Origin of the sequence: Citrobacter sp. Res13-Sevr-PEB04-36 (genome assembly GCF_015672735.1) — a bacterium.
GTDB lineage: Bacteria > Pseudomonadota > Gammaproteobacteria > Enterobacterales > Enterobacteriaceae > Citrobacter.
Genome location: NZ_JADABY010000046.1, coordinates 62,553 through 85,215, shown reverse-complemented (window position 1 = coordinate 85,215; position 22,663 = coordinate 62,553). Strand labels below are relative to the sequence as shown.

Annotated in this window: 25 protein-coding genes and 1 pseudogene; 10 read left to right on the top strand and 16 right to left on the bottom strand. The window is 52.6% G+C overall.

Annotated elements, in window-relative coordinates; translation table 11 throughout:
* Positions 1-19: 19 nt before the first annotated feature.
* The 3 genes from mltC to mutY all read right to left on the bottom strand — a co-directional run bounded on the left by mltC (position 20) and on the right by mutY (position 2,541).
* Positions 20-1,105, bottom strand: a complete 1,086-nt coding sequence (gene mltC, locus IMQ48_RS15040; protein WP_196209677.1) for a membrane-bound lytic murein transglycosylase MltC — start codon at positions 1,103-1,105, stop codon at positions 20-22.
* A gap of 86 nt (positions 1,106-1,191) precedes the next feature.
* Positions 1,192-1,461, bottom strand: coding sequence for an oxidative damage protection protein (locus IMQ48_RS15035; protein WP_003027126.1), 270 nt, complete (start codon positions 1,459-1,461; stop codon positions 1,192-1,194).
* 27 nt (positions 1,462-1,488) lie between these two features.
* The gene (gene mutY / locus IMQ48_RS15030; protein ID WP_196209676.1) at positions 1,489-2,541 is read right to left on the bottom strand and encodes an A/G-specific adenine glycosylase; all 1,053 of its coding nucleotides are present in this window, start codon (positions 2,539-2,541) and stop codon (positions 1,489-1,491) included.
* A gap of 160 nt (positions 2,542-2,701) precedes the next feature.
* Between mutY and trmB the strand changes: the two genes are divergently transcribed.
* The 5 genes from trmB (at position 2,702) to IMQ48_RS15005 (ending at position 6,876) form a co-directional block, all read left to right on the top strand.
* Positions 2,702-3,421 (top strand): tRNA (guanosine(46)-N7)-methyltransferase TrmB, encoded by a 720-nt coding sequence (gene trmB, locus IMQ48_RS15025; RefSeq protein WP_196209675.1) that lies wholly within the window; start codon positions 2,702-2,704, stop codon positions 3,419-3,421.
* The gene (locus tag IMQ48_RS15020; protein ID WP_196209674.1) at positions 3,421-3,747 is read left to right on the top strand and encodes a YggL family protein; all 327 of its coding nucleotides are present in this window, start codon (positions 3,421-3,423) and stop codon (positions 3,745-3,747) included. Before trmB ends, IMQ48_RS15020 begins: the two co-directional genes overlap by 1 nt.
* Positions 3,748-3,796: 49 nt before the next feature.
* Positions 3,797-4,516, top strand: coding sequence for a DUF2884 domain-containing protein (locus tag IMQ48_RS15015; protein ID WP_196209673.1), 720 nt, complete (start codon positions 3,797-3,799; stop codon positions 4,514-4,516).
* A gap of 189 nt (positions 4,517-4,705) precedes the next feature.
* On the top strand, positions 4,706-5,752 hold the full coding sequence (ansB, locus tag IMQ48_RS15010) for an L-asparaginase 2 (protein ID WP_196209672.1): 1,047 nt from the start codon (positions 4,706-4,708) through the stop codon (positions 5,750-5,752).
* Between the two features lie 116 nt (positions 5,753-5,868).
* Positions 5,869-6,876, top strand: coding sequence for a DUF1202 family protein (locus IMQ48_RS15005; protein ID WP_196209671.1), 1,008 nt, complete (start codon positions 5,869-5,871; stop codon positions 6,874-6,876).
* A gap of 109 nt (positions 6,877-6,985) precedes the next feature.
* Here IMQ48_RS15005 and hemW read toward each other — a convergent pair whose 3' ends face one another.
* From hemW to IMQ48_RS14980, 5 genes are read right to left on the bottom strand one after another with little or no spacing between them, the layout of a single operon-like run.
* Positions 6,986-8,122, bottom strand: a complete 1,137-nt coding sequence (gene hemW, locus IMQ48_RS15000) for a radical SAM family heme chaperone HemW (protein WP_196209670.1) — start codon at positions 8,120-8,122, stop codon at positions 6,986-6,988.
* Positions 8,115-8,708, bottom strand: coding sequence for an XTP/dITP diphosphatase (locus IMQ48_RS14995; RefSeq protein WP_196209669.1), 594 nt, complete (start codon positions 8,706-8,708; stop codon positions 8,115-8,117). The genes hemW and IMQ48_RS14995 overlap by 8 nt, the downstream gene beginning before the upstream one ends.
* A 7-nt stretch (positions 8,709-8,715) precedes the next feature.
* Positions 8,716-9,006, bottom strand: coding sequence for a DUF167 family protein YggU (gene yggU / locus IMQ48_RS14990; protein ID WP_003027101.1), 291 nt, complete (start codon positions 9,004-9,006; stop codon positions 8,716-8,718).
* Entirely contained in the window at positions 9,003-9,569 is a 567-nt protein-coding gene (locus IMQ48_RS14985; RefSeq protein WP_096755742.1) for a YggT family protein, read from the bottom strand. The genes yggU and IMQ48_RS14985 overlap by 4 nt, the downstream gene beginning before the upstream one ends.
* An 18-nt stretch (positions 9,570-9,587) precedes the next feature.
* Positions 9,588-10,292 carry a YggS family pyridoxal phosphate-dependent enzyme gene (locus IMQ48_RS14980; RefSeq protein WP_196209668.1) on the bottom strand — a complete coding sequence of 235 codons (705 nt, stop codon included), beginning with the start codon at positions 10,290-10,292 and terminating at the stop codon, positions 9,588-9,590.
* 17 nt (positions 10,293-10,309) lie between these two features.
* On the opposite strand from IMQ48_RS14980, the gene IMQ48_RS14975 reads away from it, so the two are divergent.
* Positions 10,310-11,290 (top strand): type IV pilus twitching motility protein PilT, encoded by a 981-nt coding sequence (locus IMQ48_RS14975; protein WP_196209667.1) that lies wholly within the window; start codon positions 10,310-10,312, stop codon positions 11,288-11,290.
* Between the two features lie 9 nt (positions 11,291-11,299).
* Here IMQ48_RS14975 and ruvX read toward each other — a convergent pair whose 3' ends face one another.
* The 5 genes from ruvX to endA form a co-directional block, all read right to left on the bottom strand.
* Positions 11,300-11,716, bottom strand: coding sequence for a Holliday junction resolvase RuvX (gene ruvX, locus IMQ48_RS14970; RefSeq protein WP_196209666.1), 417 nt, complete (start codon positions 11,714-11,716; stop codon positions 11,300-11,302).
* The gene (locus IMQ48_RS14965) at positions 11,716-12,279 is read right to left on the bottom strand and encodes a YqgE/AlgH family protein (protein WP_196209665.1); all 564 of its coding nucleotides are present in this window, start codon (positions 12,277-12,279) and stop codon (positions 11,716-11,718) included. The genes ruvX and IMQ48_RS14965 overlap by 1 nt, the downstream gene beginning before the upstream one ends.
* A gap of 175 nt (positions 12,280-12,454) precedes the next feature.
* Positions 12,455-13,402: a glutathione synthase gene (gshB, locus tag IMQ48_RS14960; protein WP_196209664.1), complete on the bottom strand. Its 948-nt coding sequence runs from the start codon at positions 13,400-13,402 to the stop codon at positions 12,455-12,457.
* A gap of 156 nt (positions 13,403-13,558) precedes the next feature.
* Complete coding sequence (rsmE, locus tag IMQ48_RS14955) at positions 13,559-14,290, bottom strand: 16S rRNA (uracil(1498)-N(3))-methyltransferase (RefSeq protein ID WP_196209663.1); 732 nt, start codon at positions 14,288-14,290, stop codon at positions 13,559-13,561.
* A 75-nt stretch (positions 14,291-14,365) separates the two neighbouring features.
* Positions 14,366-15,073 (bottom strand): deoxyribonuclease I, encoded by a 708-nt coding sequence (gene endA / locus IMQ48_RS14950; protein WP_196209662.1) that lies wholly within the window; start codon positions 15,071-15,073, stop codon positions 14,366-14,368.
* Positions 15,074-15,310: 237 nt separating this feature from the next.
* On the opposite strand from endA, the gene IMQ48_RS14945 reads away from it, so the two are divergent.
* Positions 15,311-16,186 carry a dihydrodipicolinate synthase family protein gene (locus tag IMQ48_RS14945; RefSeq protein WP_196209661.1) on the top strand — a complete coding sequence of 292 codons (876 nt, stop codon included), beginning with the start codon at positions 15,311-15,313 and terminating at the stop codon, positions 16,184-16,186.
* A 12-nt stretch (positions 16,187-16,198) separates the two neighbouring features.
* On the opposite strand, the gene IMQ48_RS14940 is transcribed toward IMQ48_RS14945, so the two are convergent.
* From IMQ48_RS14940 to metK, 3 genes are all read right to left on the bottom strand, one after another.
* A complete protein-coding gene (locus IMQ48_RS14940) occupies positions 16,199-16,720 on the bottom strand; it encodes a SprT family zinc-dependent metalloprotease (RefSeq protein WP_196209660.1) in 522 nt (173 codons plus the stop codon).
* A 78-nt stretch (positions 16,721-16,798) separates the two neighbouring features.
* Positions 16,799-18,193, bottom strand: a complete 1,395-nt coding sequence (gene galP / locus IMQ48_RS14935; protein ID WP_196209659.1) for a galactose/proton symporter — start codon at positions 18,191-18,193, stop codon at positions 16,799-16,801.
* A gap of 372 nt (positions 18,194-18,565) precedes the next feature.
* Positions 18,566-19,720, bottom strand: coding sequence for a methionine adenosyltransferase (metK, locus tag IMQ48_RS14930; protein ID WP_196209658.1), 1,155 nt, complete (start codon positions 19,718-19,720; stop codon positions 18,566-18,568).
* Positions 19,721-20,139: 419 nt separating this feature from the next.
* Between metK and IMQ48_RS23165 the strand changes: the two are divergent.
* The 3 genes and pseudogenes from IMQ48_RS23165 to speA all read left to right on the top strand — a co-directional run.
* Positions 20,140-20,241: pseudogene (locus tag IMQ48_RS23165) on the top strand (hypothetical protein); the annotation flags it as partial.
* A gap of 258 nt (positions 20,242-20,499) precedes the next feature.
* The gene (gene yqgB / locus IMQ48_RS14915; protein WP_137382624.1) at positions 20,500-20,631 is read left to right on the top strand and encodes an acid stress response protein YqgB; all 132 of its coding nucleotides are present in this window, start codon (positions 20,500-20,502) and stop codon (positions 20,629-20,631) included.
* A gap of 8 nt (positions 20,632-20,639) precedes the next feature.
* Positions 20,640-22,616: a biosynthetic arginine decarboxylase gene (gene speA / locus IMQ48_RS14910; protein ID WP_196209656.1), complete on the top strand. Its 1,977-nt coding sequence runs from the start codon at positions 20,640-20,642 to the stop codon at positions 22,614-22,616.
* Positions 22,617-22,663: the final 47 nt, after the last annotated feature.

Genomic DNA, 22,663 nt, shown 5'->3' with positions numbered 1-22,663 from the left:
CGACAGAAGAGGGAAAACATTACCGGCGTCGATAGGATTTTTGTGCAGAATTGACCTTATAAAGATAACGGCGTGATTCTGCCGACGGATGTCGGGTGGTTAATGTTTGATAAACGTCCCCTGGCGACATGCTGTTGATAATATTTGCAGCCTGAATTTTATCGCTGGAGAACACGCGCAGCACGCTGCCCGCCCCGCCGTTATACGCAGTAATAACGGCGTAACGACGCGAGGTTGGGTTATCGATTCCGCCCAGATAGACATTGTTGAGCATCGCCAGATAGGCGGTACCAGTATCAATGTTGTTGGCCGGGTCAAACAGGAAGCTACGGCTTGGCGTACCGGATCGGCCCTGAGAGCGGAACACATCCTTCCCGGCGCTGTGCTGCACGACCTGCATCAGGCCCAGAGCATCAGCATGGCTGACCGCATACGGGTTAAAGGAGGATTCAGTTTGCATGATGGCGAGGATCAGCGCCTCATCGACGCCATATTTACGCGATGCCTGACGAACCATGCCGACATACTTATGCGCACGCTTATCAAGGTGGTTTGGTACCAGATTAATTGTCACGCTGTAGATAATGCGCAGGCCGTTACTCCGGCTCTTCAGTCGAGTTTGCAGCAGGTAGTTGGCGAAGTTTGTTGCGCGTCCCTCCCAGCGAATAGGCTGACCGGTATTATCAACGACCTGCCCGTAGAGGAACGGCTCTTTGGAAATCTTGATATCATCGACATCGGAATAGAGATCGATGGAACCCGGATCGTCTCCCATCAGCAAGGTCTTGATTATTGCCCGTCGTAAATGCCCGGCAGGATCTGTCCCGGCAATGGTCTCCACGGTTATTGTACCGTCATCAAAGTTGATGTGGCTGCGGGTTTGATACTGATCGGTATACTTGACGTAGTCCTTCGGACCCGCGATCAGCACTTCTTTAAATCCCCACAAATTCTCAATGTTATGGGCAAACTGCCCCATCAGAATATCAAAACCGTTGGTATCCTTGACCCAGGCTTCGTTATAGGAATCGCCTTTTTTGGTCGAACTGGAACAGGAGATGAGCAACGGCGCAATAACGGCAAGCGCGAGAAATTTTTTCATCATTCCGGGGGGGCGTGTTGTGTTGGTTATTTGCAAGGACCAGATTAAATCGTCGGCCGGATAAGCACAGCGCCATCCGGCAACGGTTCTTATGACTCTGGCGTATAGCCTTCAATGTGCACGTCCTTGCCTTCAAACAGGAAGTTGATCATCTCCTGTTCCAACAGCTTACGGTGCTCGACGTTCATCATGTTGAGTTTCTTCTCGTTAATCAGCATGGTTTGCTTGTGCTGCCACTGCGCCCATGCTTCTTTCGAGATCTCGTTATAAATGCGTTTTCCCAGATCGCCTGGGTACAGCTGAAAATCCTGACCTTCTGCTTCACGTTGCAGGAAAGTACAAAAAATCGTTCTGCTCATAAAAAATCCTCTTTATCGACCGGCACGTTAAACCTGCGCACCGACGCGTAATTGCTGTAACAAACGCTCCACGGGAGCCGCCAGTCCGACCGACGGCGGTTGCGCTAAGTTATACCAGAGCGCGTTGCCTTCATCCATGCAGGCGGTGAATGAGGACACGGGAAGCCACATAGGCACAATATCTAAGTGGAAATGACTAAAGGTATGGCGAAACGCAGTAAGCTGGGTCAGATTATCTGCGTTAATTTGCCGTTGCGCCAGCCACTGATGCAGCCCATCTTCATCTTCAAACTGCGGAAAACAGTATAATCCGCCCCATAAGCCGCTGGGTGGACGCTGCGCGAGTAACACCTCATCGTTATGCTGCATCAGTAAAAAATAGCCTGTGCGCTGCGGTAACGTCTGTTTGGGCTTTTTACCCGGGTACTGTGCCCAACTTGCATTGGCGGTAGCCACACAGCCATTTTGTAATGGGCACAGGGAGCATTTGGGTTTTGAACGCGTACAGACAAGCGCGCCTAAATCCATCATCGCCTGATTAAATCGCTCAACGCCGTTGGCGGGCGTAACCTGTTCACTCAGCGCCCACAGTTTTTTCTCGACCTCTTTTTTCCCCGGCCAGCCGCTGACAGCATAGCAGCGCGCCAGCACGCGTTTGACGTTGCCGTCGAGAATCGGAAAATGCTGACCCAAAGAGAGCGAAAGGATCGCGCCTGCGGTAGAGCGTCCAACGCCGGGCAGGGCGGCCACTTCATCAAAGGTTTGCGGGAAGGTGCCGCCATGCAGCGTCGCCACCTGCTGAGCGGCTTTATGCAGATTGCGCGCACGAGCGTAATACCCCAGCCCGGTCCACAAATGCAGGACTTCATCAAGCGGGGCGTGGGCTAAATCGGTTATCGTTGGAAAGCGCGCCATAAAGCGTTCAAAATAAGGAATAACGGTCGCAACCTGCGTTTGTTGCAGCATGACCTCAGAAAGCCATACTTTGTAAGGCGTCTTGTCAATTTGCCAGGGCAGCGTTTTCCGCCCGTATTTGTCGTACCAGCTCAACACCTGAGCTGAAAATTGAGACGCTTGCATGATTACCGTTTCATTATTGCTGGGGGCAAGATTGCAGCACAGAGGTCGAAGGGTGTAAACCGGAACTTTCCGCAGCTGACTTTCTTCCTTTACTTGCATCCGGCAACTAACTTTGGATAATGCCCGTTTTCAGAACTCAAACACAGCAGACTAAACTTTTATGAAGAACGACGTCATTTCACCGGAATTTGATGAAAACGGCCGCCCGCTGCGCCGGATTCGTAGTTTTGTTCGTCGCCAGGGGCGACTGACCAAAGGGCAGGAACACGCGCTGGAAAACTACTGGCCGGTGATGGGCGTTGAGTTTAGCGAAGCGCCGGTCGATTTTACCGCGCTGTTTGGCCGTGACGCACCGGTGACGCTTGAAATAGGTTTTGGTATGGGTGCTTCGCTGGTGGCAATGGCCAAAGCGCGCCCGGAACAGAACTTCCTCGGCATCGAGGTACACTCTCCTGGCGTTGGCGCGTGCCTGGCTTCTGCCCATGAAGAAGGTGTCGAAAACCTGCGTGTGATGTGCCATGACGCCGTTGAAGTACTGCATAAAATGATTCCTGACAATTCTTTATCGATGGTTCAGCTCTTTTTCCCTGACCCGTGGCATAAAGCGCGTCATAATAAACGCCGTATCGTTCAGGTACCGTTTGCTGAGCATATTTTAAGTAAACTGAAGCTGGGCGGCGTTTTCCACATGACTACCGACTGGGAAGCCTATGCGGAACACATGCTTGAAGTGATGTCCTCTATTGACGGGTATAAAAACCAGTCTGAGAGTAACGATTATGTACCGCGCCCGGAATCGCGCCCGGTAACCAAATTTGAACAGCGTGGTCATCGTCTTGGCCACGGCGTATGGGACTTAATGTTCGAGAGGGTGAAATAATGGCAAAGAACCGTAGCCGTCGTCTGCGTAAAAAAATGCACATCGACGAATTCCAGGAAGTTGGATTTTCGGTTGCATGGCGTTTTCCGGAAGGCACATCTGAAGAGCAGGTCGATAAAATCGTTGATGACTTTATCAATGAGGTTATTGAGCCGAACAAGCTGGCCTATGACGGCAGTGGCTATCTGGCCTGGGAAGGTCTGATTTGCCTGCAGGAAATCGGCAAATGTACTGAAGAACATCAGACGATTGTGCGTAAGTGGCTGGAAGAGCACAAACTTGAAGAAGTGCGCACCAGCGAACTTTTCGATGTTTGGTGGGACTAAGTAGCACAGGGTCGGCAAATGCCGGCCCGATTTGTATTGAGGGATAGATATGATGCGCAAAACGCTGCTGGCGGCAGTCCTGACGTTCACGGCGATGGCCGCACATGCTGATTATAAGTGCAGCGTCACCCCGCGTGACGATGTGATTTTGAGTCCGCAAACGGTGCAGGTGAAGGGTGAAAACGGCGATCTGGTTATTACCCCAACGGGTAATGTTACCTTTAACGGTAAGCAGTACACCTTAAGCGCCGCACAGCGTGAGCAGGCAAAAGATTATCAGGCGGCGTTGCGTAGCAGCCTGCCGTGGATTGACGATGGCGCCAGAGAGCGCGTCGAGAAAGGCCGTGTGGCGCTGGATAAAATTATCGCCAAAGAAGTCGGTGAAAGCAGCAACATGCGTGGTCGTTTAACTAAGCTTGACGCCCAACTGAAAGAGCAGATGAATCGGATCATCGAGCATCGTACTGATGGTCTGACCTTCCATTATAAGGCGATTGACCAGGTTCGTGCTGACGGACAGCAACTGGTGAATCAGGCGATGGGCGGTATTCTGCAGGACAGCATCAACGAAATGGGTGCCAAAGCGGTGCTCAAAGGTGGCGGTAACCCACTGCAGGGCGTGCTCGGCAGTCTCGGCGGTTTGCAAACCTCGATCCAGAATGAATGGAAGAATCAGGAGAAAGACTTCCAGCAGTTTGGCAAAGATGTTTGCGCGCGCGTCGTGACGCTGGAAGATGACCGTAAGGCATTGGTTAACGGCCTAAAATAGCATTTACTTCTCTTTAACGGCACAGAAACATTTCTGTGCCGTTTTATTTTGTACTTTTCTGTCTTTTTGATATCCATCTCTAAGAATAACAATTTCATAGAAATATAAATCTGGTTAATTGGAATGCGTCACATTATTCATCTGCAAGATAGACATAATGCAGCAAATTCAAGTGACTGGAGAATTAACATGGAGTTTTTCAAGAGAACGGCACTGGCAGCACTGGTTATGGGATTCAGCGGCGCGGCGCTCGCATTACCCAATATCACCATTCTGGCTACCGGCGGGACGATTGCTGGCGGCGGTGATTCCGCAACAAAATCCAACTACACGGCAGGTAAGGTCGGCGTAGAAAATCTGGTTGAAGCTGTGCCGCAACTGAAAGATATTGCAGTCGTTAAAGGTGAGCAGGTGGTGAATATCGGCTCTCAGGATATGAACGACGACGTCTGGTTAACGCTAGCGAAGAAGATCAATACCGAGTGTGATAAAACCGACGGCTTCGTGGTAACACATGGTACGGATACCATGGAAGAAACCGCGTATTTCCTCGACCTGACCGTCAAGTGTAACAAGCCGGTTGTGCTGGTCGGTGCAATGCGTCCGTCTACAGGTATGAGCGCTGATGGCCCGTTCAACCTGTATAACGCAGTGGTTACCGCAGCAGACAAAACCTCTGCTAATCGTGGTGTGTTGGTGGTGATGAACGACACCGTCCTCGATGGTCGTGATGTGACCAAAACCAACACCACGGATGTAGCGACCTTCAAAGCAGTCAACTATGGCCCACTGGGCTACATTCATAATGGCAAAATTGACTACCAGCGTACGCCTGCCCGTAAGCACACCTCCGCAACGCCATTCGATGTTTCTAAGCTGAGTGAGTTGCCGAAAGTGGGCATTATTTATAACTACGCTAACGCCTCCGATCTGCCGGCCAAAGCGCTGGTCGATGCCGGTTACGCCGGGATTGTAAGTGCGGGTGTGGGTAACGGTAACCTGTATAAAACTATTTTTGATACGCTGGCAACCGCTGCGCACAAAGGCACCGTTGTTGTGCGTTCTTCCCGCGTACCAACTGGCTTCACCACGCAGGATGCTGAAGTTGATGATGCGAAGTACGGATTTGTGGCTTCAGGTTCTCTGAACCCGCAAAAAGCCCGCGTGCTGCTGCAGCTTGCGCTGACACAGACCAAGGATCCTAAGCAGATCCAGGAAATGTTTAATCAGTACTAATCCAGTCACCCCGGTCATCTGACCGGGGTTCGTTTCTGTACACACATCAGTCATTTCCGCACAATAATACTTTTGATTATAATAACCATTGTGATTATTTTGGGTGGAGCCCACGAATGAAAAAACAATGGATTGCTGGAATTGCACTGCTGACACTGGCTTCAGCGTATTGCCGGGCTGATGATGTTACCCCGCCGACAGACAACATTCTTAAAGACCAGTTTTATGCCGACTTTACTGGCCTTATGCGGCTGGACGATATTTCGTTGAAGTTGATTAGGGCTGAAGGTAATCAGGCAACCTGGTCGGCAGAAGGCGATATGTCTGCTACTGAAGATCTCTATAACATGGTAGGGATGGCGGGTGATTATAAATTTATGGAAAAAAACTGGGTTAAGGGTCACCAGATTAAATTCTCGGCTATGGTGACATCCGTTGGCACGCCCGCCTCAGGGTGGCGGACGGAATTTTTTTCCATGCAGACGGCGGCAAAGGTTATTGGTTATCCGCTGCCCAAAACAGAAAATAAAGATCATTACCTCGTCATTACCGACAGTAATTTTTACCCGAAGCTGGCAAAAATAGAGTCTATCTATCACGATAAAAAAATTGCGCAGGAAAAAGCGCTGAGTCAGATAGAGAAAATAGAAAAACAGATTACTGACATTGATACGCAAATTAAGCAATCATGGGGGGTGGATACGAATGGCAAGCCGCGCACTCGTAGCGATGTTATGCAGGAAAAACTGGAGAAAATGTACGAGGTTGACAAGCAAAATGATCCGCTTACCTACGAGAATCATTACTATAAAACCGTATACGATCCCGCGCTTGCAGTCTGCCAGGCTAAACCAGAGTGTGATGCTGTGCCATTGCGTGCAGCGCGTGATACCGCGCTTAACGAGCAAAAGCGAGACTATTACCGCCAGCACGCGCTCATGAGCGCAAAAATTAATGAAGAAATGGCCGCGTACGATGAAAGGCTGAAACCGCTTTATAACCAGCAAAGTGAACTGCGTCGACAGGGGATGGCACTGGATACGCAAAGCAGTCAGTTAAAAAATGAGTATGAGCGCTGGGATAGGGATATTACTGATTTACGACGCAAAGGTATTATTAAATAAATTTGTAGCCGATAGCCTCATGGGGCTGGATTTGATTTTAATGCGCCATCAGGAAAATTGCCTGATGGCGCTACGCTCATCAGGCCAACGTTCATTACGGTTTTCCGCGTTACTCCGCCAGAAACAGCTCCAGCAGTGAGTTTAAAAACAGCTTACCGTGCTGGGTAATCTGCCAGTACTCATCGCTTTGCGTCAGATATCCCTGGGCGATAGCCTCATCAATCTGTGTACGAATCACCTCTTCGGCAAGCCCTGTGTAGTGCGTGAATTCCGTACGTGGTGCGGCCTCCAGCAAGCGGAAGCGGTTCATAAAGAACTCAAACGGCTTATCAGCCTCGGCAACATCACGCTCGCTTTCGAGATAGCGCCCCTGCATGTAACCGCGCGGATGTCGCGTTTTGGTGGTGCGCAGGATGCGTCCGTCCGGGAAGGTGACCTTGCCGTGAGCCCCGCAGCCAATGCCAAGATAGTCACCAAATCGCCAGTAGTTCAGGTTGTGCTGACACTGATAGCCCGGCTTTGCATAGGCCGAAGTTTCGTACTGCTGATATCCGGCGGCGGTCAGCAACTGGTGGCCTTGCTCAAAAATATCCCACAGGGCGTCATCGTCTGGTAATACCGGCGGACGGGAGCCAAATAGCGTGTTAGGCTCAATAGTGAGCTGGTACCAGGAGAGATGCGGTGGGTTAAGCTCAATGGCTTGCTGCAAATCGCCCAGCGCCTCTTCCAGCGTTTGATCCGGCAGGCCGTGCATCAGATCGAGATTAAAGCTGCGTAACCCCAGACTGCTCGCCAGATGTGCCGCGCGTTTAGCTTCTTCCGGTCCGTGAATACGCCCCAGACGCTCAAGTTTGGCGGCGCTAAAACTCTGCACACCAATCGAAATACGGTTCACACCGGCGCGTTGATAATCAACAAAGCGATTGGCTTCTACCGTACCCGGATTGGCTTCCATCGTGATTTCGGCATCCGCCGCCAGATTCAGCCGCGCACGCACGCCATCCAGCAGCGTTTGCATTGCCGGGCCAGAGAGCAGGCTCGGCGTACCGCCACCAATAAAAATGGTCTTTACTTCGCGTCCCTGCGCGTAGGCGACGTTGGCATCCAGATCGCTCAGCAGATGCCCAACGTAATCATCATGGGGAACTTCCCCCTTTAACGCATGCGAGTTGAAATCGCAGTAGGGGCATTTCTGCACGCACCACGGGATATGAATATAAAGACTCAGTGGCGGCAGCTTAACCATTACGCAGCGCATCCAGCAGCAACTTCAGCGCCTGCCCACGGTGGGAAATAGCACTTTTCTCTTCACGGGTCAGCTCAGCTGCGGTTTTACCCTCAGACGGTACAAAGAAAATGGGGTCGTAACCAAAACCGCCGTTTCCGGCAGGTTCACGGGTAATCATACCAGGCCAGGCCCCATGGCACACAATCGGGGTTGGGTCATCTGCGTGACGCATATACACCAGCACACAGTGGAACTGCGCTTGACGTTTTTCGTCCGGGACATCTTGCAGAGTGTGCAGTAGTTTTTCCAGGTTCTGTCTGTCAGTCGCATCTTCACCAGAATAGCGAGCCGAATAAATCCCCGGCGCGCCGCCGAGTGCGTTCACGGCCAGGCCGGAATCATCGGCAATGGCCGGCAGACCGGTGATTTGCGCGGCATGACGCGCTTTCAGAATGGCGTTTTCAATAAATGTCAGGCCGGTTTCTTCTGCGGAATCAACGCCCAGATCCGTTTGGGCAACGACATCAAGCCCGAAATCGCTCAGGAGAGAGGCGAGTTCACGCACTTTACCGGCATTGCCGGTCGCGAGGACAACTTTTTGCATGGGATACCTAATCAGTTAGCGCCGCAATTTCTGGCGGGATCTGTTGCGGATGAATGATTTTAACCTGTTTGTGGCGGCCAAGCTCGCCCTTCTCAATAACGACCTGGCTTTTCGCCACGCGGAACTGTTTACCGAGAAACTTCACCAGATGGCTGTTGGCCTGCCCATCGACCGGTGGGGCGGTAATGGCGACTTTTACTTCGTCGCCATGTAAACCCACAATACTGTCACGGCTGGCTTTAGGCTGAATGTAGAGCCGTAAAACCAGACCGTCATCGCAGGGTGTTACGGCACTCATAGCGCCATCCACAGCCCCGGCAGCAGCATGTTGCCTGTTGCTTGTAACACTTCTGCGATCCCCATGTTGATGACATAGAGTAGCAGCACAAGGATCATTGGCGAGAAGTCGATCCCACCCATACCCGGAAGAATACGACGAATAGGGCGCAGCAGCGGGTCCGCCAGTTGAATCAGTACGTATTCTACAGGGCTGCGGCCCTGACTAACCCAGCTCATGATAGCCATCACCAGCAGTACCCAGAAAATCAGCAGCCCGATAGTCTTCAGGACGATCAGTACGGCGGCGATCCAGATAATGGGCTGGAACGTGACCACTTTGAACAACACAATGGCCTTGATAAAGCTGAGCACTAACGCGACCAGTAACGATGCGCTGTCAATCGGCCCCATAGGGGGAATAATGCGGCGTAACGGCCCAATAATAGGCTGAGTGATTTTTACAATGAACTGCGAAAACGGGTTGTAAAAATCGCAGCGAGACCACTGCATCCACACGCGCAATAGCAGCGCCATGGTATACAGCTCAATTACCGTTGAGAGCAGGAAGGTCAACGTATTCATGGTGTTCCTCAGTTTTCCTTAATTTTTTGTGTAATCACGAGCACCAAAAATGGCAGTGCCAATGCGCACCATCGTGCTACCCGCCGCGATGGCGGCATCCATATCATCAGACATTCCCAGTGAGAGTGTATCGATAGTTGGGTAGCGAGTTTTCAACCCGGCAAATGCTACAGCCATTTGCTGTGCAACTTCAAACTGCCTTACATAATCTGACTCAGGCGCCGGGATTGCCATCAGTCCACGCAGGGTAATGTGCGGCAGAGCGGCGACGTCTGCGGCCAGGGCATCAAGCTCAGCCAGCGGAATACCAGACTTGCTGTTCTCATCGCTGATATTTATTTGAATCAGCACATTCAGCGGCGGTAGGTCTACCGGGCGCTGTTCACTGAGACGGGTGGCGATGCGCAAACGGTCTATCGTATGGCACCAGTCAAAATGTTCAGCCACCAGACGGCTTTTGTTGGACTGCAGCGGGCCGATAAAGTGCCACTGCAGACCGGTGGCACCGTTTTCTTTGAAGTAGCGGATCTTGTCCACACCTTCCTGAACATAGTTTTCACCAAAAGCGTGCTGCCCGGCGGCAATGGCTTCTTCGATGGCGCTCGCAGGTTTGGTTTTGCTCACTGCAAGCAACGTAACTTCTTCTGAAGACCGCCCGCAACGCGTCGCGGCGGCTGAGATTTTGTCCCGGACATGTGCCAGGTTATGCGCGATATCGTTCATTTTCCGAGGATGTTCATATGAATATGGAAGAAATAGTGGCCCTTAGTGTAAAGCATAATGTGTCGGATCTACACCTGTGCAATGCATGGCCTGCGCGCTGGCGCATATGTGGGAGGGTAGAAATAGCACCGTTTACCGCGCCAGACGTGGACGTGTTGCTATTGGCCTGGCTCAATGAGCAACAACAGGTACAGTGGCGGGAAAATGGCCAGGTTGATTTTGCTATCGAGTTGGCGGATTCCCGTCGTTTACGGGCCAGCGCATTTGCTCATCAGCAGGGAACGTCACTGGCGCTGAGACTGCTGCCGGTGGCCTGCCCACAGTTAGATGAGCTGCAGGCTCCCGCCATTTTGCCAGAGCTGCTGCACAGCGAAAACGGGTTGATTTTGGTGACGGGGGCGACGGGTAGCGGTAAGTCGACGACGTTGGCGGCGATGGTGGACTCTCTCAATCAGCACGTTGACGGCCATATTCTGACGCTGGAAGACCCGATCGAGTACCGCTATACCAGCCATCGTTGTCTGATCCAACAGCGTGAGATTGGTGTGCACTGCCCATCTTTTTCCACCGGTCTGCGAGCGGCGTTGCGTGAAGACCCGGACGTGATTTTACTCGGAGAACTGCGCGACAGCGAAACGATTCGTCTGGCGCTCACCGCGGCGGAAACGGGACATCTGGTGCTGGCAACACTGCATACGCGCGGCGCGGCGCAGGCGATAGAGCGGCTGGTGGATACGTTTCCCGCACAGGAGAAAGATCCGGTACGTAATCAACTGGCGGGTAGCTTGCGGGCGGTGCTCGCGCAAAAGTTGGAGGCCGACAGGCAGGGTGGGCGGGTGGCGTTATTCGAACTTCTCGTTAATTCGGCGGCTGTTGGTAATCTGATCCGTGAAGGGAAAACCCACCAGCTACCCGGTGTGATACAAACCGGGCAACAGGCAGGTATGCAGACGTTTGCCCAGAGCCTGCAACAGCGACAGGCGCAGGGCAGGCTGTAAATATGAGCCTTAGTAGCCTTGTTCGAAATAGCTTTCGAGAATAACGACGGCAGAGGCAGAGTCTACTTTGCCTTTATTCAGCGCGCGGTACCCGCCTTGCTCAAACAGGCCAGAACGAGCTTCGACGGTGCTCAGACGTTCATCGTGTAGCGTGACGGTGACGCCAAAACGGCCATGAATACGGTTGGCAAACTTGCGTGCGCGTGCGGTAAGCAGCTGCTCGGTGCCGTCCATATTGAGCGGCAGACCGACAATGATTTCATCCGGCTGCCATTCTTTCAGCAGGCGTTCAATCACATTCCAGTCCGGCGTGCCGTCCTGCGCTTTGATGGCGGGCAGCGGTCTGGCGGTGCCGGTAATGCGTTGACCGATCGCCACGCCAATACTTTTGGTCCCAAAATCAAAGGAGAGTAATGTTTCGCTCATTATGCATGTCCCGCCACACCGGGCATGGTCAGGATATCGATCCCGATAAGTTTGGCCGCGTCGCGCCAGCGGTCGGCAATCGGTGTTTTAAACAGAATGTTGAGATCGGCAGGGGCAGTGAGCCAGGCGTTATCCAGCAACTCTTGCTCCAGCTGGCCTTTTTCCCATGATGAATACCCCAGGGCGACCAGCACTTCAGAAGGTTGTTCCTGAGTACCTAAGGTTTCCAGCACATCGCGAGAGGTGGTGATAATGGTGTTGTCCGAAATACGAATGCTGGAGGCGAAGCGTGAAGGTGGGGTATGCAGAATAAACCCACGGTCTTCTGCTAGCGGGCCACCGAGCATCACAGCTTTATCCAGGCGAATCGCCGGATCGCGTGTCTCTGGGGTAATTTTCAGCTTTTCCAGAATCCCTTCAATCTGTAAGTTTTCCAAGGGCTTATTGACGATAATCCCCATAGCGCCGTTTTCATTATGTTCGCAAATATACACCACGGAGCGGCGGAAAATCGGATCCTGGAGAGCAGGCATGGCAATAAGAAAGTGATGCTGTAAATTCATTGTCAGAGGTTCTGTTTCCTGGTTCAAAAAAGCAACAGCGCCCAGTATGTGGGCAAAGCGTTGAGTTGTCACCCTCTGAAAAAAGCTTTGCCGGATGTCGGCTTCGCCTTATCCGGCCTACGGGGTGCAATTGTAGGCCGGATAAGACACCGTGGCGTCGTCATCCGGCGCAGGTTTACTTGGCTAAGCGAGCCTCAATGGCATCCATCAACATACCGGTAATGGACACCGGGAACTCTGCTTCAATTTCGCGAATACAGGTCGGGCTGGTGACGTTAATTTCCGTCAGGCGATCGCCAATGATATCTAAACCGACAAAAATCAGACCTTTGGTTTTCAGCGTTGGCCCGATACGGCGCGCAATTTCCCAGTCGCTGTCGGTCAGTGGACGGGGCTCTCCACGGCCACCAGCGGCCAGATTACCACGGGTCTCACCGCCCTGCGGAATGCGTGCCAGGCAGTAGGGAACGGGTTCGCCATCGACCACCAGCACGCGTTTGTCACCGTCTTTAATCGCTGGCAGGTAGTTTTGCGCCATGCAGTAGCGGGTGCCGTGTTCGGTCAGCGTTTCGGCAATGACGCCGAGGTTCGGATCGCCTTCCTTCACGCGGAAGATCGACGCACCACCCATGCCGTCCAGCGGCTTGAGAATGATATCGTTGTGTTTTTGCCAGAAGGCTTTCAGCTGCGCTTTGTTACGCGTGACCAGCGTTTCTGGTGTCAGGTCGGCGAACCAGGCGGTGAACAGCTTTTCGTTACAATCGCGCAGGCTCTGCGGTTTGTTCACGATCAGCGTCCCTTGTTCTTCTGCACGTTCCAGAATATAGGTGGCGTAGATGAACTCGGTATCAAACGGCGGATCTTTACGCATCAGAATGACATCCAGGTCAGCCAGTGGCAGATCCTGCTCGCTGTTGAACTCATACCATTTGTCGTAGTTCTGCTCTACGCTCAGGGTACGCGTACGGGCGCGGGCTTCTCCGTTAATCAGATAAAGATCGGCCATCTCCATATAGTGAAGTTCGTAACCACGACGTTGCGCTTCCAGCAGCATAGCGAAGCTGGAGTCTTTCTTGATGTTGATGCTTGCGATGGGGTCCATCACGATGCCGAGCTTGATCATTGTTCTTCTCCGTTAAAAACCCAACCTCTTAGGCTATTTTTCTTGCCAGTTTGAACCTGGGCAGTGCTCACAATCCTCACATACTGCGTGTACGCTCCGGTTGTTGTGCGCTGTCGTGTTCAAACTGGCTACGACAATAACGCCTAATAGGCGGCTTTAGCCCAGATCGCCAAATCGCACCTGTAGCGCGGTAATGGCGGTGAGCGCAGTTGTCTCAGTACGCAGAACGCGAGGTCCCAACAGGATATCAGTAAACTGATAACGTGCAGTCATGGCAATTTCATCTGCCGACAGCCCGCCTTCCGGGCCAATCAGCAGTCGGATGCGTTCTACCGGCAGCGGCAGCGTGTTAATACTGGCACTGGCGCGTGGATGCAGGTTTAGCTTCAAGCCTGTATCTTCTTCGGCGCACCATGCTTCCAGATCCATCGCCGGGCGGATTTCTGGCACCCGGTTACGACCGCACTGCTCACAGGCGGCAATCGCAATTTTCTGCCACTGCTGGAGCTTCTTGTTCAGGCGTTCACTGTCCAGTTTAACGCCGCAGCGCTCAGAAAAAAGTGGCGTAATGAGGCTTACACCCAGTTCAATCGATTTCTGGATAGTAAATTCCATTTTTTCACCGCGCGACATCACCTGCCCAAGATGAATATGCAAAGGGGATTCGCGATCGTCGAGTTCGGCGCTCAGTATCTTCACATCCACGCTTTTCTTGCTGGCGTGCGTGATCTCGGCGTCAAACACCTGGTTGCTGCCATCAAATAGTTGAAGAGCCTGGCCCGGCCCCATGCGCAGCACGCGACCGATATGGTTGGCGGCATCTTCACACAGTGAAATCTGGCTGCCTGCCGTGAGTGGTTCAGGGTGATAAATGCGAGGAATGCGCATAGGTAACCATCCGCGTCATGGCCCTGGGCTGCAAAACACCAGGGCATGGGTTAAAAATATTGACGCTAGTGTAGGTTAGCTCTTTTGCGCCTGGCAAGCGCGTTGCACGTATGGGTTATGATTGCCCTGCACCTTCGCAATACGTTCGTCGCGTTCACACTCCCAATCGGTCACCGGATACTGTTTATTCCAGGCATTAAAAAGCTGGGTTTGCTGGCGGGAAAGCGTCAGGTTGTACTGGTCGCGCATGTAAAAATAGGTGCGCGCGATGGCGCCGCGGGCGCGGGCTGGCGGCTCAGCCACTTTTTCTTTGAAATCGACCTTCATAGCGCACTGCCCGTACTGGCCTTCACCGCCGTTCCACTGGCTGTACATAAAGTTCGCGCGATCGCCATTTACTTCACCCACTGCCGGTTGCAGGTTGTGCATATCGCTTTCCATCTGGCGATAGACCGGATCTTTGGCGCAGTTTTTACGTCCACCGTCCTGCCAGCACTGGCGTTGATGACCAAATTGCCAGGCCGGAACTACGTGTTCCCATTCAATACGGCTGGCGCGGTTTTCATTTTTCCGCACTTTATAGCCGCAGGACTCGAGATCCACGACCCCTTTTTTGCCCTGCCAGTTAATTTTACAGCCGCAGTAGAAATCGCCGGGCGCATCGGCATTAACTTTTACACCAGCGGCTTTCGCCTGGGAGAAACTGTTGATACCTTCGGCGAATGCCGGGCCAGAGAGCGCAGTGGCCAATAACGCCACTGCCATAGAAAGATTACGGTACATCACACACTCCGTGTCAAAACGAGCCCGCAACGTAACGAAAGCGTCGGGCAGATGCAATCAGCTAAATCATATAAGTTCCAGAAATTACTTTTGAGTAACAAGGCGCTATCGGCGGATCATCGTTTGCTTGTTTAGCGCGCCTGCTCATACAGTAGCGTGTCACGAGTGCGAACCAGGGCGTTGCGCAGATTGCCTGGATAACAGCCGTTTTTAACGAATTAATGACCGGGGAAAAAGATGAAGAAAGGGTTGAGCGCGTTTCCGCTTACGCCGCTGAGGGCGGGTGAGGTTGATGAAAATACATGGCTTTCTCTGATTGAGAATATTGCCGGTGCCGGCGTTGATTCCATCGGTGTGCTGGGTTCTACCGGGAGCTATGCATACCTGACGCGTGAACAGCGCCTACGCGTTACCCGGCTTGCGCTAGAGGCGGCATCTGGTATCCCCGTTATTACCAGCATTGGCAGCGTACGAGTCGAAGAAATTCTGCATCTTATCGATGATGCGCAGCAGGCGGGTGTCAGCGGTGTTTTGATGGCCCCGGTCTCTTACCAGCGGCTGAACGTGGATGAAGTTTTTGATCTGTACGATCGAGTCACTCGTGAGCTGTCGGTGCCGCTATGTATTTATGACAATCCCGCCACCACCGGGTTTGAATTTAGCGATGACCTGCTTATCGCGCTGTCAAATTTACCGGCTATTGGTTCGATTAAACTGGCTTCATTCACCTCTGAACGGATCACCAGGCTAAAAAACAGTCTTCCGGCAGGCGTCTCTATTGGTGTCAGTGGCGACGGTCAGGCTGCCTCAGGACTGTTAGCCGGAGGCGATGTCTGGTATTCGGTCCTGGCAGGCTTGTTCCCGCATTATTCACGTGCTTTAGCCAATGCCGCGTTGACGGGAGATCACGTCAAAACCCGGCAACTGGATAGCGCGCTCCAGCCTCTGTGGGCCTTTTATCAACGGCACGGTAGCCTGAGGGTGATCGCGACGGTGGCAGAAATGATGGGAAAAGTGTCTGCTCCTTGTCTCCCCTTTCCGCTGCAAACGCTGAAGGGGGAGGAAAGGATCTTATTGCAGGAAACGTTGAGTTCATTATCTTTTTTAGATTGATGAACGAGGATGTCAGGCCTTCGCCGGGTTTTCCTGCGACTCGGGAATCAACGGTTCGCCGCAGTGGACGCAGCGGTAGGTGGCCTCACCGCGCACAATGCGGTTATGTCGGCGGACGGTCAACTGATGCTCCTGGCACTTGCAGCGGTAAGTAAAGGTATTGCGCTGCACGGATTGCAGTTCGAACTGATGCGTACGCCGGGCCGGAACGCCCAGCACGCTTTCCATCATCCATTTCCACTCTTTCCCGTGAGGCGGCACGCGGCCAAAGTGCTTCCACACCAGCAAATGTGCCAGTTCATGCGGTACGACCTCGTTGATAAACGCCTCGACGTTTTCCATCAACAGCACCGGGTTGAGGCGAATTTCATTGCTTTGTAGCCACGCTGTACCCGCAGCAGTGCCACGCTGTTGGTACACGAGCTTAGGTTCCGGATAATTGCGTTCGAGCTTGAGATTGGCGAGGGCGAGTTTTTCCCGCAGGCTGCGCATAACGGCTTGCTGGATGGCGATGGGGAGACGGGAGGTTTTCATAACGCCAGAGGATAGTGCGACAGGAAAAGGACTGCAAGAGGCAGGCTTCCCCCCGGCAGGGGAGGAAGCCGCAGGTGATTAGTCGTGGGCGCCAATTTCGCGCAGTTTACGGCCTTTCATTAGGTTACGTTCAATGTGTTCCAGGGAGACGTTTTTGGTTTCCGGAATCAGCCACAAGGTCAGGAAGATGAACAGGACGTTCAGGCCGCCGTAGACCCAGAAGGTGTTGGCGCTGCCCAACGAGTTCAGCATCGTCAGGAAGGTTGCGCCGACGATCATGTTGGCAATCCAGTTGGTTGCGGTAGAGCAGGTGATACCGAAATCGCGGCCTTTCAGCGGCTGGATTTCAGAGCACAGTACCCAAATCAGCGGACCGGCACTCATCGCGAAGCCAACGATAAACATCAGCAGCATCAGTACGGCAAAGTACTGGGCGGCAGCGGAGTGGATACCAATGTGCATCATTGTGCCCAGCACGCCCATACCGACAGCCATCACGATAAAGCCGAGGATCAGCGTCGGTTTACGACCCCAACGGTCAACCAGACCAATGGCGATAAAGGTAGCCAGTACGTTGGTTAAACCTACGATAACGGTGCCCCACATCTGTTCGGTGGTATTGGTATAGCCCGCCAGTTCAAAGATTTTTGGCGCGTAGTACATGATGACGTTCATCCCGGTGAACTGTTGCATAACCTGTAACAGTACGCCAAGGAATACCGCGCGGCGGAAGTTGCTGTTTTCTTTAAACAGTGCCCAGCCACTCTGTTTTACCTGCAGGCTTTCACGAATTTCATCCAGCTCGCGTTTAGCTTCTGCACTGGTATCACGCAGACGCAACAGCACGCGTTCGGCATCGACGAAGCGACGTTTAGCGGCGAACCAGCGCGGGCTGTCCGGCAGGAAGAATACGCCAACCAGCAGCAGCAGGGCAGGAATGATGATCACGCCCAGCATCCAGCGCCATGCACCGCTATAGCTAAAGGCGGTATCGGACAGATAGGCACCGAGGATCCCGATGGTGATCATCAGCTGATACATCGAGATCATGCTGCCACGAATTTTTTCCGGTGCAATTTCAGACAGGTACAGTGGTGCAGTGTAGGACGCAACGCCCACAGCCAGACCCAGCAGGATACGGGAGAGAAGCAGCACTTCTACGTTAGGCGCAGCGGCGGAGAACAGTGAGCCGGCAACAAACAGGATCGCGCCGATCATCAGGCTTTTTTTACGCCCCAGCTTGAAGGAGAGCCAGCCGCTGCCGACAGCACCTACAGCTGCGCCAAACATCATGGAGCTGACCACCCATTCCTGAGTGTGTGGGGTAATTTGAAATTCGTCGGTGATGAACGGTAACGCACCGGCAATCACGCCGATATCCAGGCCAAAAAGTAATCCTGCCAGGGCGGCAAGAAAGCAGACAAAAAATGTCATGGCTTTGTTGGAACGCCCCTGTTTTTTATTCCCAGGCATGATGCCCTCCGGTTGGGTAACTTATTTTTGTTGATGTTAAGGGTAGGTGAGTGCGGGGTAAAAAAATGAGATTCACATCACATTAGTGTAATCGTTTACACTGGTATTTATATGGTGTATGAGTTAATTATCTGAAAAATATAAATTTTTATAAAATTAAGCGATGAGTGATTGTCTGTGATTAAGACATTCCTGAAAAATAATGTAACAGTAATGAAAATGAAAAAATAAAGGGATGTGGAATCAGCCTATTATGACAGTGGGCTAATGTAATCGCTTTCATTGAAGGGCAAAGGCAAAGGGAAGATAAGATGTACAGGCAAAAAAAGACCAGCCTGCAGGCTGGTCTTGTTAAGCGGAGGCTTCAGTAAATTACTTCAGGCCGGCAGCTTCACGCAGCAGTTGCGCTTTGTCGGTTTTTTCCCATGGGAAATGTTCGCGACCAAAGTGACCGTAAGCTGCGGTTTCTTTGTAGATTGGGTGCAGCAGATCCAGCATCTGGATCAGGCCGTACGGACGCAGATCGAAGAACTCACGCACCAATAGGGTCAACTGCTCAGAAGGCACTTTTTCAGTACCGAATGTTTCAACCATGATGGAGGTTGGTTCAGCCACGCCAATGGCGTAAGAAACCTGAATCTCACAACGGTCAGCCAGACCGGCAGCCACGATATTTTTCGCGACATAGCGGGCTGCGTAGGCTGCAGAACGGTCAACTTTAGACGGATCTTTACCTGAGAATGCACCGCCACCATGACGAGCCATGCCGCCGTAGGTATCAACGATGATCTTACGACCGGTCAGACCGCAGTCACCCATTGGGCCACCGATAACGAAACGGCCGGTTGGGTTGATGAAGAATTTGGTCGACGCGCTCAGCCATTCAGTCGGCAGCACCGGCTTGATGATCTCTTCCATCACCGCTTCTTGCAGTGTTTTCTGGTCAACATCTTGAGAGTGCTGAGTAGACAGAACCACCGCATCAATACCGACAATTTTGCCATCGTCATACTGGAAGGTGACCTGGCTTTTCGCATCTGGACGCAGCCACGGCAGGGTGCCATTTTTGCGCACTTCAGCCTGACGCTGTACCAGACGGTGAGCGTAAGTAATCGGCGCTGGCATCAGTACGTCGGTTTCGTTTGTCGCGTAGCCGAACATCAGGCCCTGATCGCCCGCGCCTTGTTCCAGCGGATCGGCACGGTCAACGCCCTGGTTGATATCCGGGGACTGTTTACCGATAGCGCTCAATACTGCACAAGAGTTAGCGTCAAAGCCCATGTCGGAATGCACATAGCCAATTTCGCGAACCGTATTACGCGTGATCTCTTCGATATCGACCCATGCGCTGGTGGTGATTTCACCGCCAACTAAAACCATACCGGTTTTGACATAGGTTTCGCAGGCGACGCGTGCTTTCGGATCCTGTTCGAGGATTGCATCCAGCACGGCGTCAGAGATTTGGTCAGCGATTTTGTCAGGATGCCCTTCTGATACGGACTCGGACGTAAAAAGGTGTTTTGCCATATTTAATTTCACCTAAGGAGAATTTGGTTAGCTCAAACTGTCGAGTGGAATAGCCATGTGTAGAAGATTCTACCATGAGTCTGCAGAGTTCGGACACTGGCAGTCTGAGTGTTAATCGGTATAGATGGATTAACATCTGGACGGCTATTTTAGGACAGTTCTTCGCCCGATTTCCAGCTTTTTTTGATTACGATCGCATTGTACTGAAAATGTAACTGGAAATTTTTCCTGACGGTGCTGGCAATGCGCGCATTTATCTTTTGCTTTTTCGCATTCTTATCGGTATAAAACGCGGCGCGCGGCTTATACAAAAAGCACACGACGTTTTCATCGTGTCGCCACTTCCAGCCGGGTTAACACTTTAGCTTTGGCTTGTGGGTTCGTTCCGTCTGGAGCAACCGTGGAGGTGATACGAGATAATGAACCGTTGTATTCTGCTGAATCTGTCACACCATTCTGGTGTGCATTTGTCCCCCGCAATCTGCATTTCTGCTTTGCATACCTGTCGATGTTATATACACAAAATCTTTCATGCTGCGTCGAGGCGGCAAGTGAATGAGTCCCCTGAACGTACGAGTAGTACGTGACTGGGGCGAATGAGCGCAGCCAACAAAGAGGCTGAATGAAGGATAAAGTGTATACCCATCCCGGCGTATCTCAGGACTCAAGAGCCGGTAACGGTCACTAAGGACTGAACAAGGGCGCTCTTGGTAAACAAGAGTTTTCTCGTGGTTTCGCCGAACCGTCAGCATTATGTTCGGTTACGTGTTTACAATGATATGAAAAAGAAACCGGTCGCACAGTCGGAGCGTCAGCACTATCTGCTGGAAAATCTGCCTGTTTATGGGTTGTTATCGCCTCTTCGGATTGCGATAGTAGTCAACTGTTTTACACTTGTTAATAAAATCTGAGGTTCGCTATGTCTGACGACATTTCTATGGGTTCGCCTTCGTCAGCAGGCGGACAGGGTGTACTACGCTCCATGCAGGAGGTTGCAATGAGTTCCCAGGAAGCCAGCAAGATGCTGCGTACATACAATATTGCCTGGTGGGGTAATAACTACTACGACGTCAACGAACTCGGCCACATTAGCGTGTGCCCGGACCCAGACGTCCCGGAAGCGCGCGTTGACCTTGCCGAACTGGTAAAAGCCCGCGAAGCACAGGGGCAGCGTCTGCCTGCGCTGTTCTGCTTCCCGCAGATCCTGCAACACCGTCTGCGTTCGATTAACGCCGCGTTCAAGCGCGCCCGCGAATCTTACGGCTACAAGGGTGATTATTTCCTCGTTTACCCGATCAAGGTCAACCAACACCGTCGCGTGATTGAATCACTGATCCACTCCGGTGAACCGCTGGGACTGGAAGCGGGTTCTAAAGCGGAACTAATGGCAGTTCTGGCGCATGCCGGTATGACCCGCAGCGTGATTGTCTGTAACGGTTACAAAGACCGTGAATATATCCGTCTGGCACTGATTGGCGAGAAGATGGGCCACAAGGTCTATCTGGTCATCGAGAAGATGTCTGAAATCGCTATCGTGCTGGATGAAGCCGAACGTCTGAATGTGATCCCGCGTCTGGGCGTGCGTGCGCGTCTGGCCTCGCAAGGCTCCGGTAAATGGCAGTCCTCCGGCGGTGAAAAATCCAAGTTCGGCCTGGCGGCAAATCAGGTGCTGCAGCTGGTGGAAATGCTGCGCGAGCGTGGTCGTCTGGACAGCATTCAACTGCTGCATTTCCATCTCGGTTCGCAGATGGCGAACATTCGCGATATCGCCACCGGCGTGCGTGAGTCTGCGCGTTTCTACGTTGAGCTGCACAAGCTCGGTGTGAACATCCAGTGCTTCGACGTGGGCGGTGGACTAGGCGTGGACTATGAAGGTACTCGTTCGCAGTCTGACTGTTCCGTGAACTATGGTCTGAACGAATACGCCAACAATATTATCTGGGCGATTGGCGACGCCTGTGAAGAACACGGCCTGCCGCATCCGACGGTAATCACCGAATCCGGTCGTGCGGTTACCGCGCACCACACCGTGCTGGTGTCTAACATCATCGGCGTTGAGCGTAGCGAACACACCGAAGCTACGCCTCCGGCTGAAGATGCGCCGCGTGCCCTGCAAAGCATGTGGGAAACCTGGCTGGAGATGCATGAGCCGGGAACCCGTCGTTCCCTGCGTGAATGGCTGCACGACAGTCAGATGGATTTGCACGATGTTCATATTGGCTATTCGTCCGGCACGTTCAGTCTGCAAGAACGCGCGTGGGCAGAACAGCTCTATCTGAACATGTGTCATGACGTGCAGAAGCAGCTCGACCCGAGCAACCGCGCGCACCGTCCGATCATTGACGAACTGCAGGAGCGGATGGCGGATAAAATTTACGTCAACTTCTCGCTGTTCCAGTCGATGCCGGATGCGTGGGGGATCGATCAGCTGTTCCCGGTCATGCCGTTGGAAGGACTGAACCAGGTCCCTGAGCGCCGTGCGGTGCTGCTGGATATTACCTGCGACTCTGATGGTGCTATCGACCATTACGTTGATGGCGATGGTATTGCTACCACCATGCCGATGCCGGAGTACGATCCTGAGAACCCGCCGATGCTGGGCTTCTTTATGGTCGGCGCGTACCAGGAAATCCTTGGCAACATGCATAACCTGTTCGGTGATACCGAAGCGGTCGACGTGTTCGTCTTCCCTGACGGCAGCGTAGAAGTTGAGTTGTCTGATGAAGGGGATACTGTCGCAGACATGCTGCAGTACGTGCAGCTGGATCCGAAAACGCTGCTGACCCACTTCCGCGATCAGGTTAAACAGACCGATCTGGACGATGCACTGCAACAGCAGTTCCTCGAAGAGTTCGAGGCTGGACTGTACGGCTATACCTATCTCGAAGACGAGTAAGGTTGTTCTGGGTCGCTTGAACCTGGACAAATTAACGGCGATAATTC

Bases quoted from the DNA above. Each gene is read 5' to 3' on its own strand.
- mltC (WP_196209677.1), bottom strand. From the start codon at position 1,105: ATGATGAAAAAATTTCTCGCGCTTGCCGTTATTGCGCCGTTGCTCATC.
- IMQ48_RS15035 (WP_003027126.1), bottom strand. From the start codon at position 1,461: ATGAGCAGAACGATTTTTTGTACTTTCCTGCAACGTGAAGCAGAAGGT.
- mutY (WP_196209676.1), bottom strand. From the start codon at position 2,541: ATGCAAGCGTCTCAATTTTCAGCTCAGGTGTTGAGCTGGTACGACAAA.
- trmB (WP_196209675.1), top strand. From the start codon at position 2,702: ATGAAGAACGACGTCATTTCACCGGAATTTGATGAAAACGGCCGCCCG.
- IMQ48_RS15020 (WP_196209674.1), top strand. From the start codon at position 3,421: ATGGCAAAGAACCGTAGCCGTCGTCTGCGTAAAAAAATGCACATCGAC.
- IMQ48_RS15015 (WP_196209673.1), top strand. From the start codon at position 3,797: ATGATGCGCAAAACGCTGCTGGCGGCAGTCCTGACGTTCACGGCGATG.
- ansB (WP_196209672.1), top strand. From the start codon at position 4,706: ATGGAGTTTTTCAAGAGAACGGCACTGGCAGCACTGGTTATGGGATTC.
- IMQ48_RS15005 (WP_196209671.1), top strand. From the start codon at position 5,869: ATGAAAAAACAATGGATTGCTGGAATTGCACTGCTGACACTGGCTTCA.
- hemW (WP_196209670.1), bottom strand. From the start codon at position 8,122: ATGGTTAAGCTGCCGCCACTGAGTCTTTATATTCATATCCCGTGGTGC.
- IMQ48_RS14995 (WP_196209669.1), bottom strand. From the start codon at position 8,708: ATGCAAAAAGTTGTCCTCGCGACCGGCAATGCCGGTAAAGTGCGTGAA.
- yggU (WP_003027101.1), bottom strand. From the start codon at position 9,006: ATGAGTGCCGTAACACCCTGCGATGACGGTCTGGTTTTACGGCTCTAC.
- IMQ48_RS14985 (WP_096755742.1), bottom strand. From the start codon at position 9,569: ATGAATACGTTGACCTTCCTGCTCTCAACGGTAATTGAGCTGTATACC.
- IMQ48_RS14980 (WP_196209668.1), bottom strand. From the start codon at position 10,292: ATGAACGATATCGCGCATAACCTGGCACATGTCCGGGACAAAATCTCA.
- IMQ48_RS14975 (WP_196209667.1), top strand. From the start codon at position 10,310: ATGAATATGGAAGAAATAGTGGCCCTTAGTGTAAAGCATAATGTGTCG.
- ruvX (WP_196209666.1), bottom strand. From the start codon at position 11,716: ATGAGCGAAACATTACTCTCCTTTGATTTTGGGACCAAAAGTATTGGC.
- IMQ48_RS14965 (WP_196209665.1), bottom strand. From the start codon at position 12,279: ATGAATTTACAGCATCACTTTCTTATTGCCATGCCTGCTCTCCAGGAT.
- gshB (WP_196209664.1), bottom strand. From the start codon at position 13,402: ATGATCAAGCTCGGCATCGTGATGGACCCCATCGCAAGCATCAACATC.
- rsmE (WP_196209663.1), bottom strand. From the start codon at position 14,290: ATGCGCATTCCTCGCATTTATCACCCTGAACCACTCACGGCAGGCAGC.
- endA (WP_196209662.1), bottom strand. From the start codon at position 15,073: ATGTACCGTAATCTTTCTATGGCAGTGGCGTTATTGGCCACTGCGCTC.
- IMQ48_RS14945 (WP_196209661.1), top strand. From the start codon at position 15,311: ATGAAGAAAGGGTTGAGCGCGTTTCCGCTTACGCCGCTGAGGGCGGGT.
- IMQ48_RS14940 (WP_196209660.1), bottom strand. From the start codon at position 16,720: ATGAAAACCTCCCGTCTCCCCATCGCCATCCAGCAAGCCGTTATGCGC.
- galP (WP_196209659.1), bottom strand. From the start codon at position 18,193: ATGCCTGGGAATAAAAAACAGGGGCGTTCCAACAAAGCCATGACATTT.
- metK (WP_196209658.1), bottom strand. From the start codon at position 19,720: ATGGCAAAACACCTTTTTACGTCCGAGTCCGTATCAGAAGGGCATCCT.
- yqgB (WP_137382624.1), top strand. From the start codon at position 20,500: ATGAAAAAGAAACCGGTCGCACAGTCGGAGCGTCAGCACTATCTGCTG.
- speA (WP_196209656.1), top strand. From the start codon at position 20,640: ATGTCTGACGACATTTCTATGGGTTCGCCTTCGTCAGCAGGCGGACAG.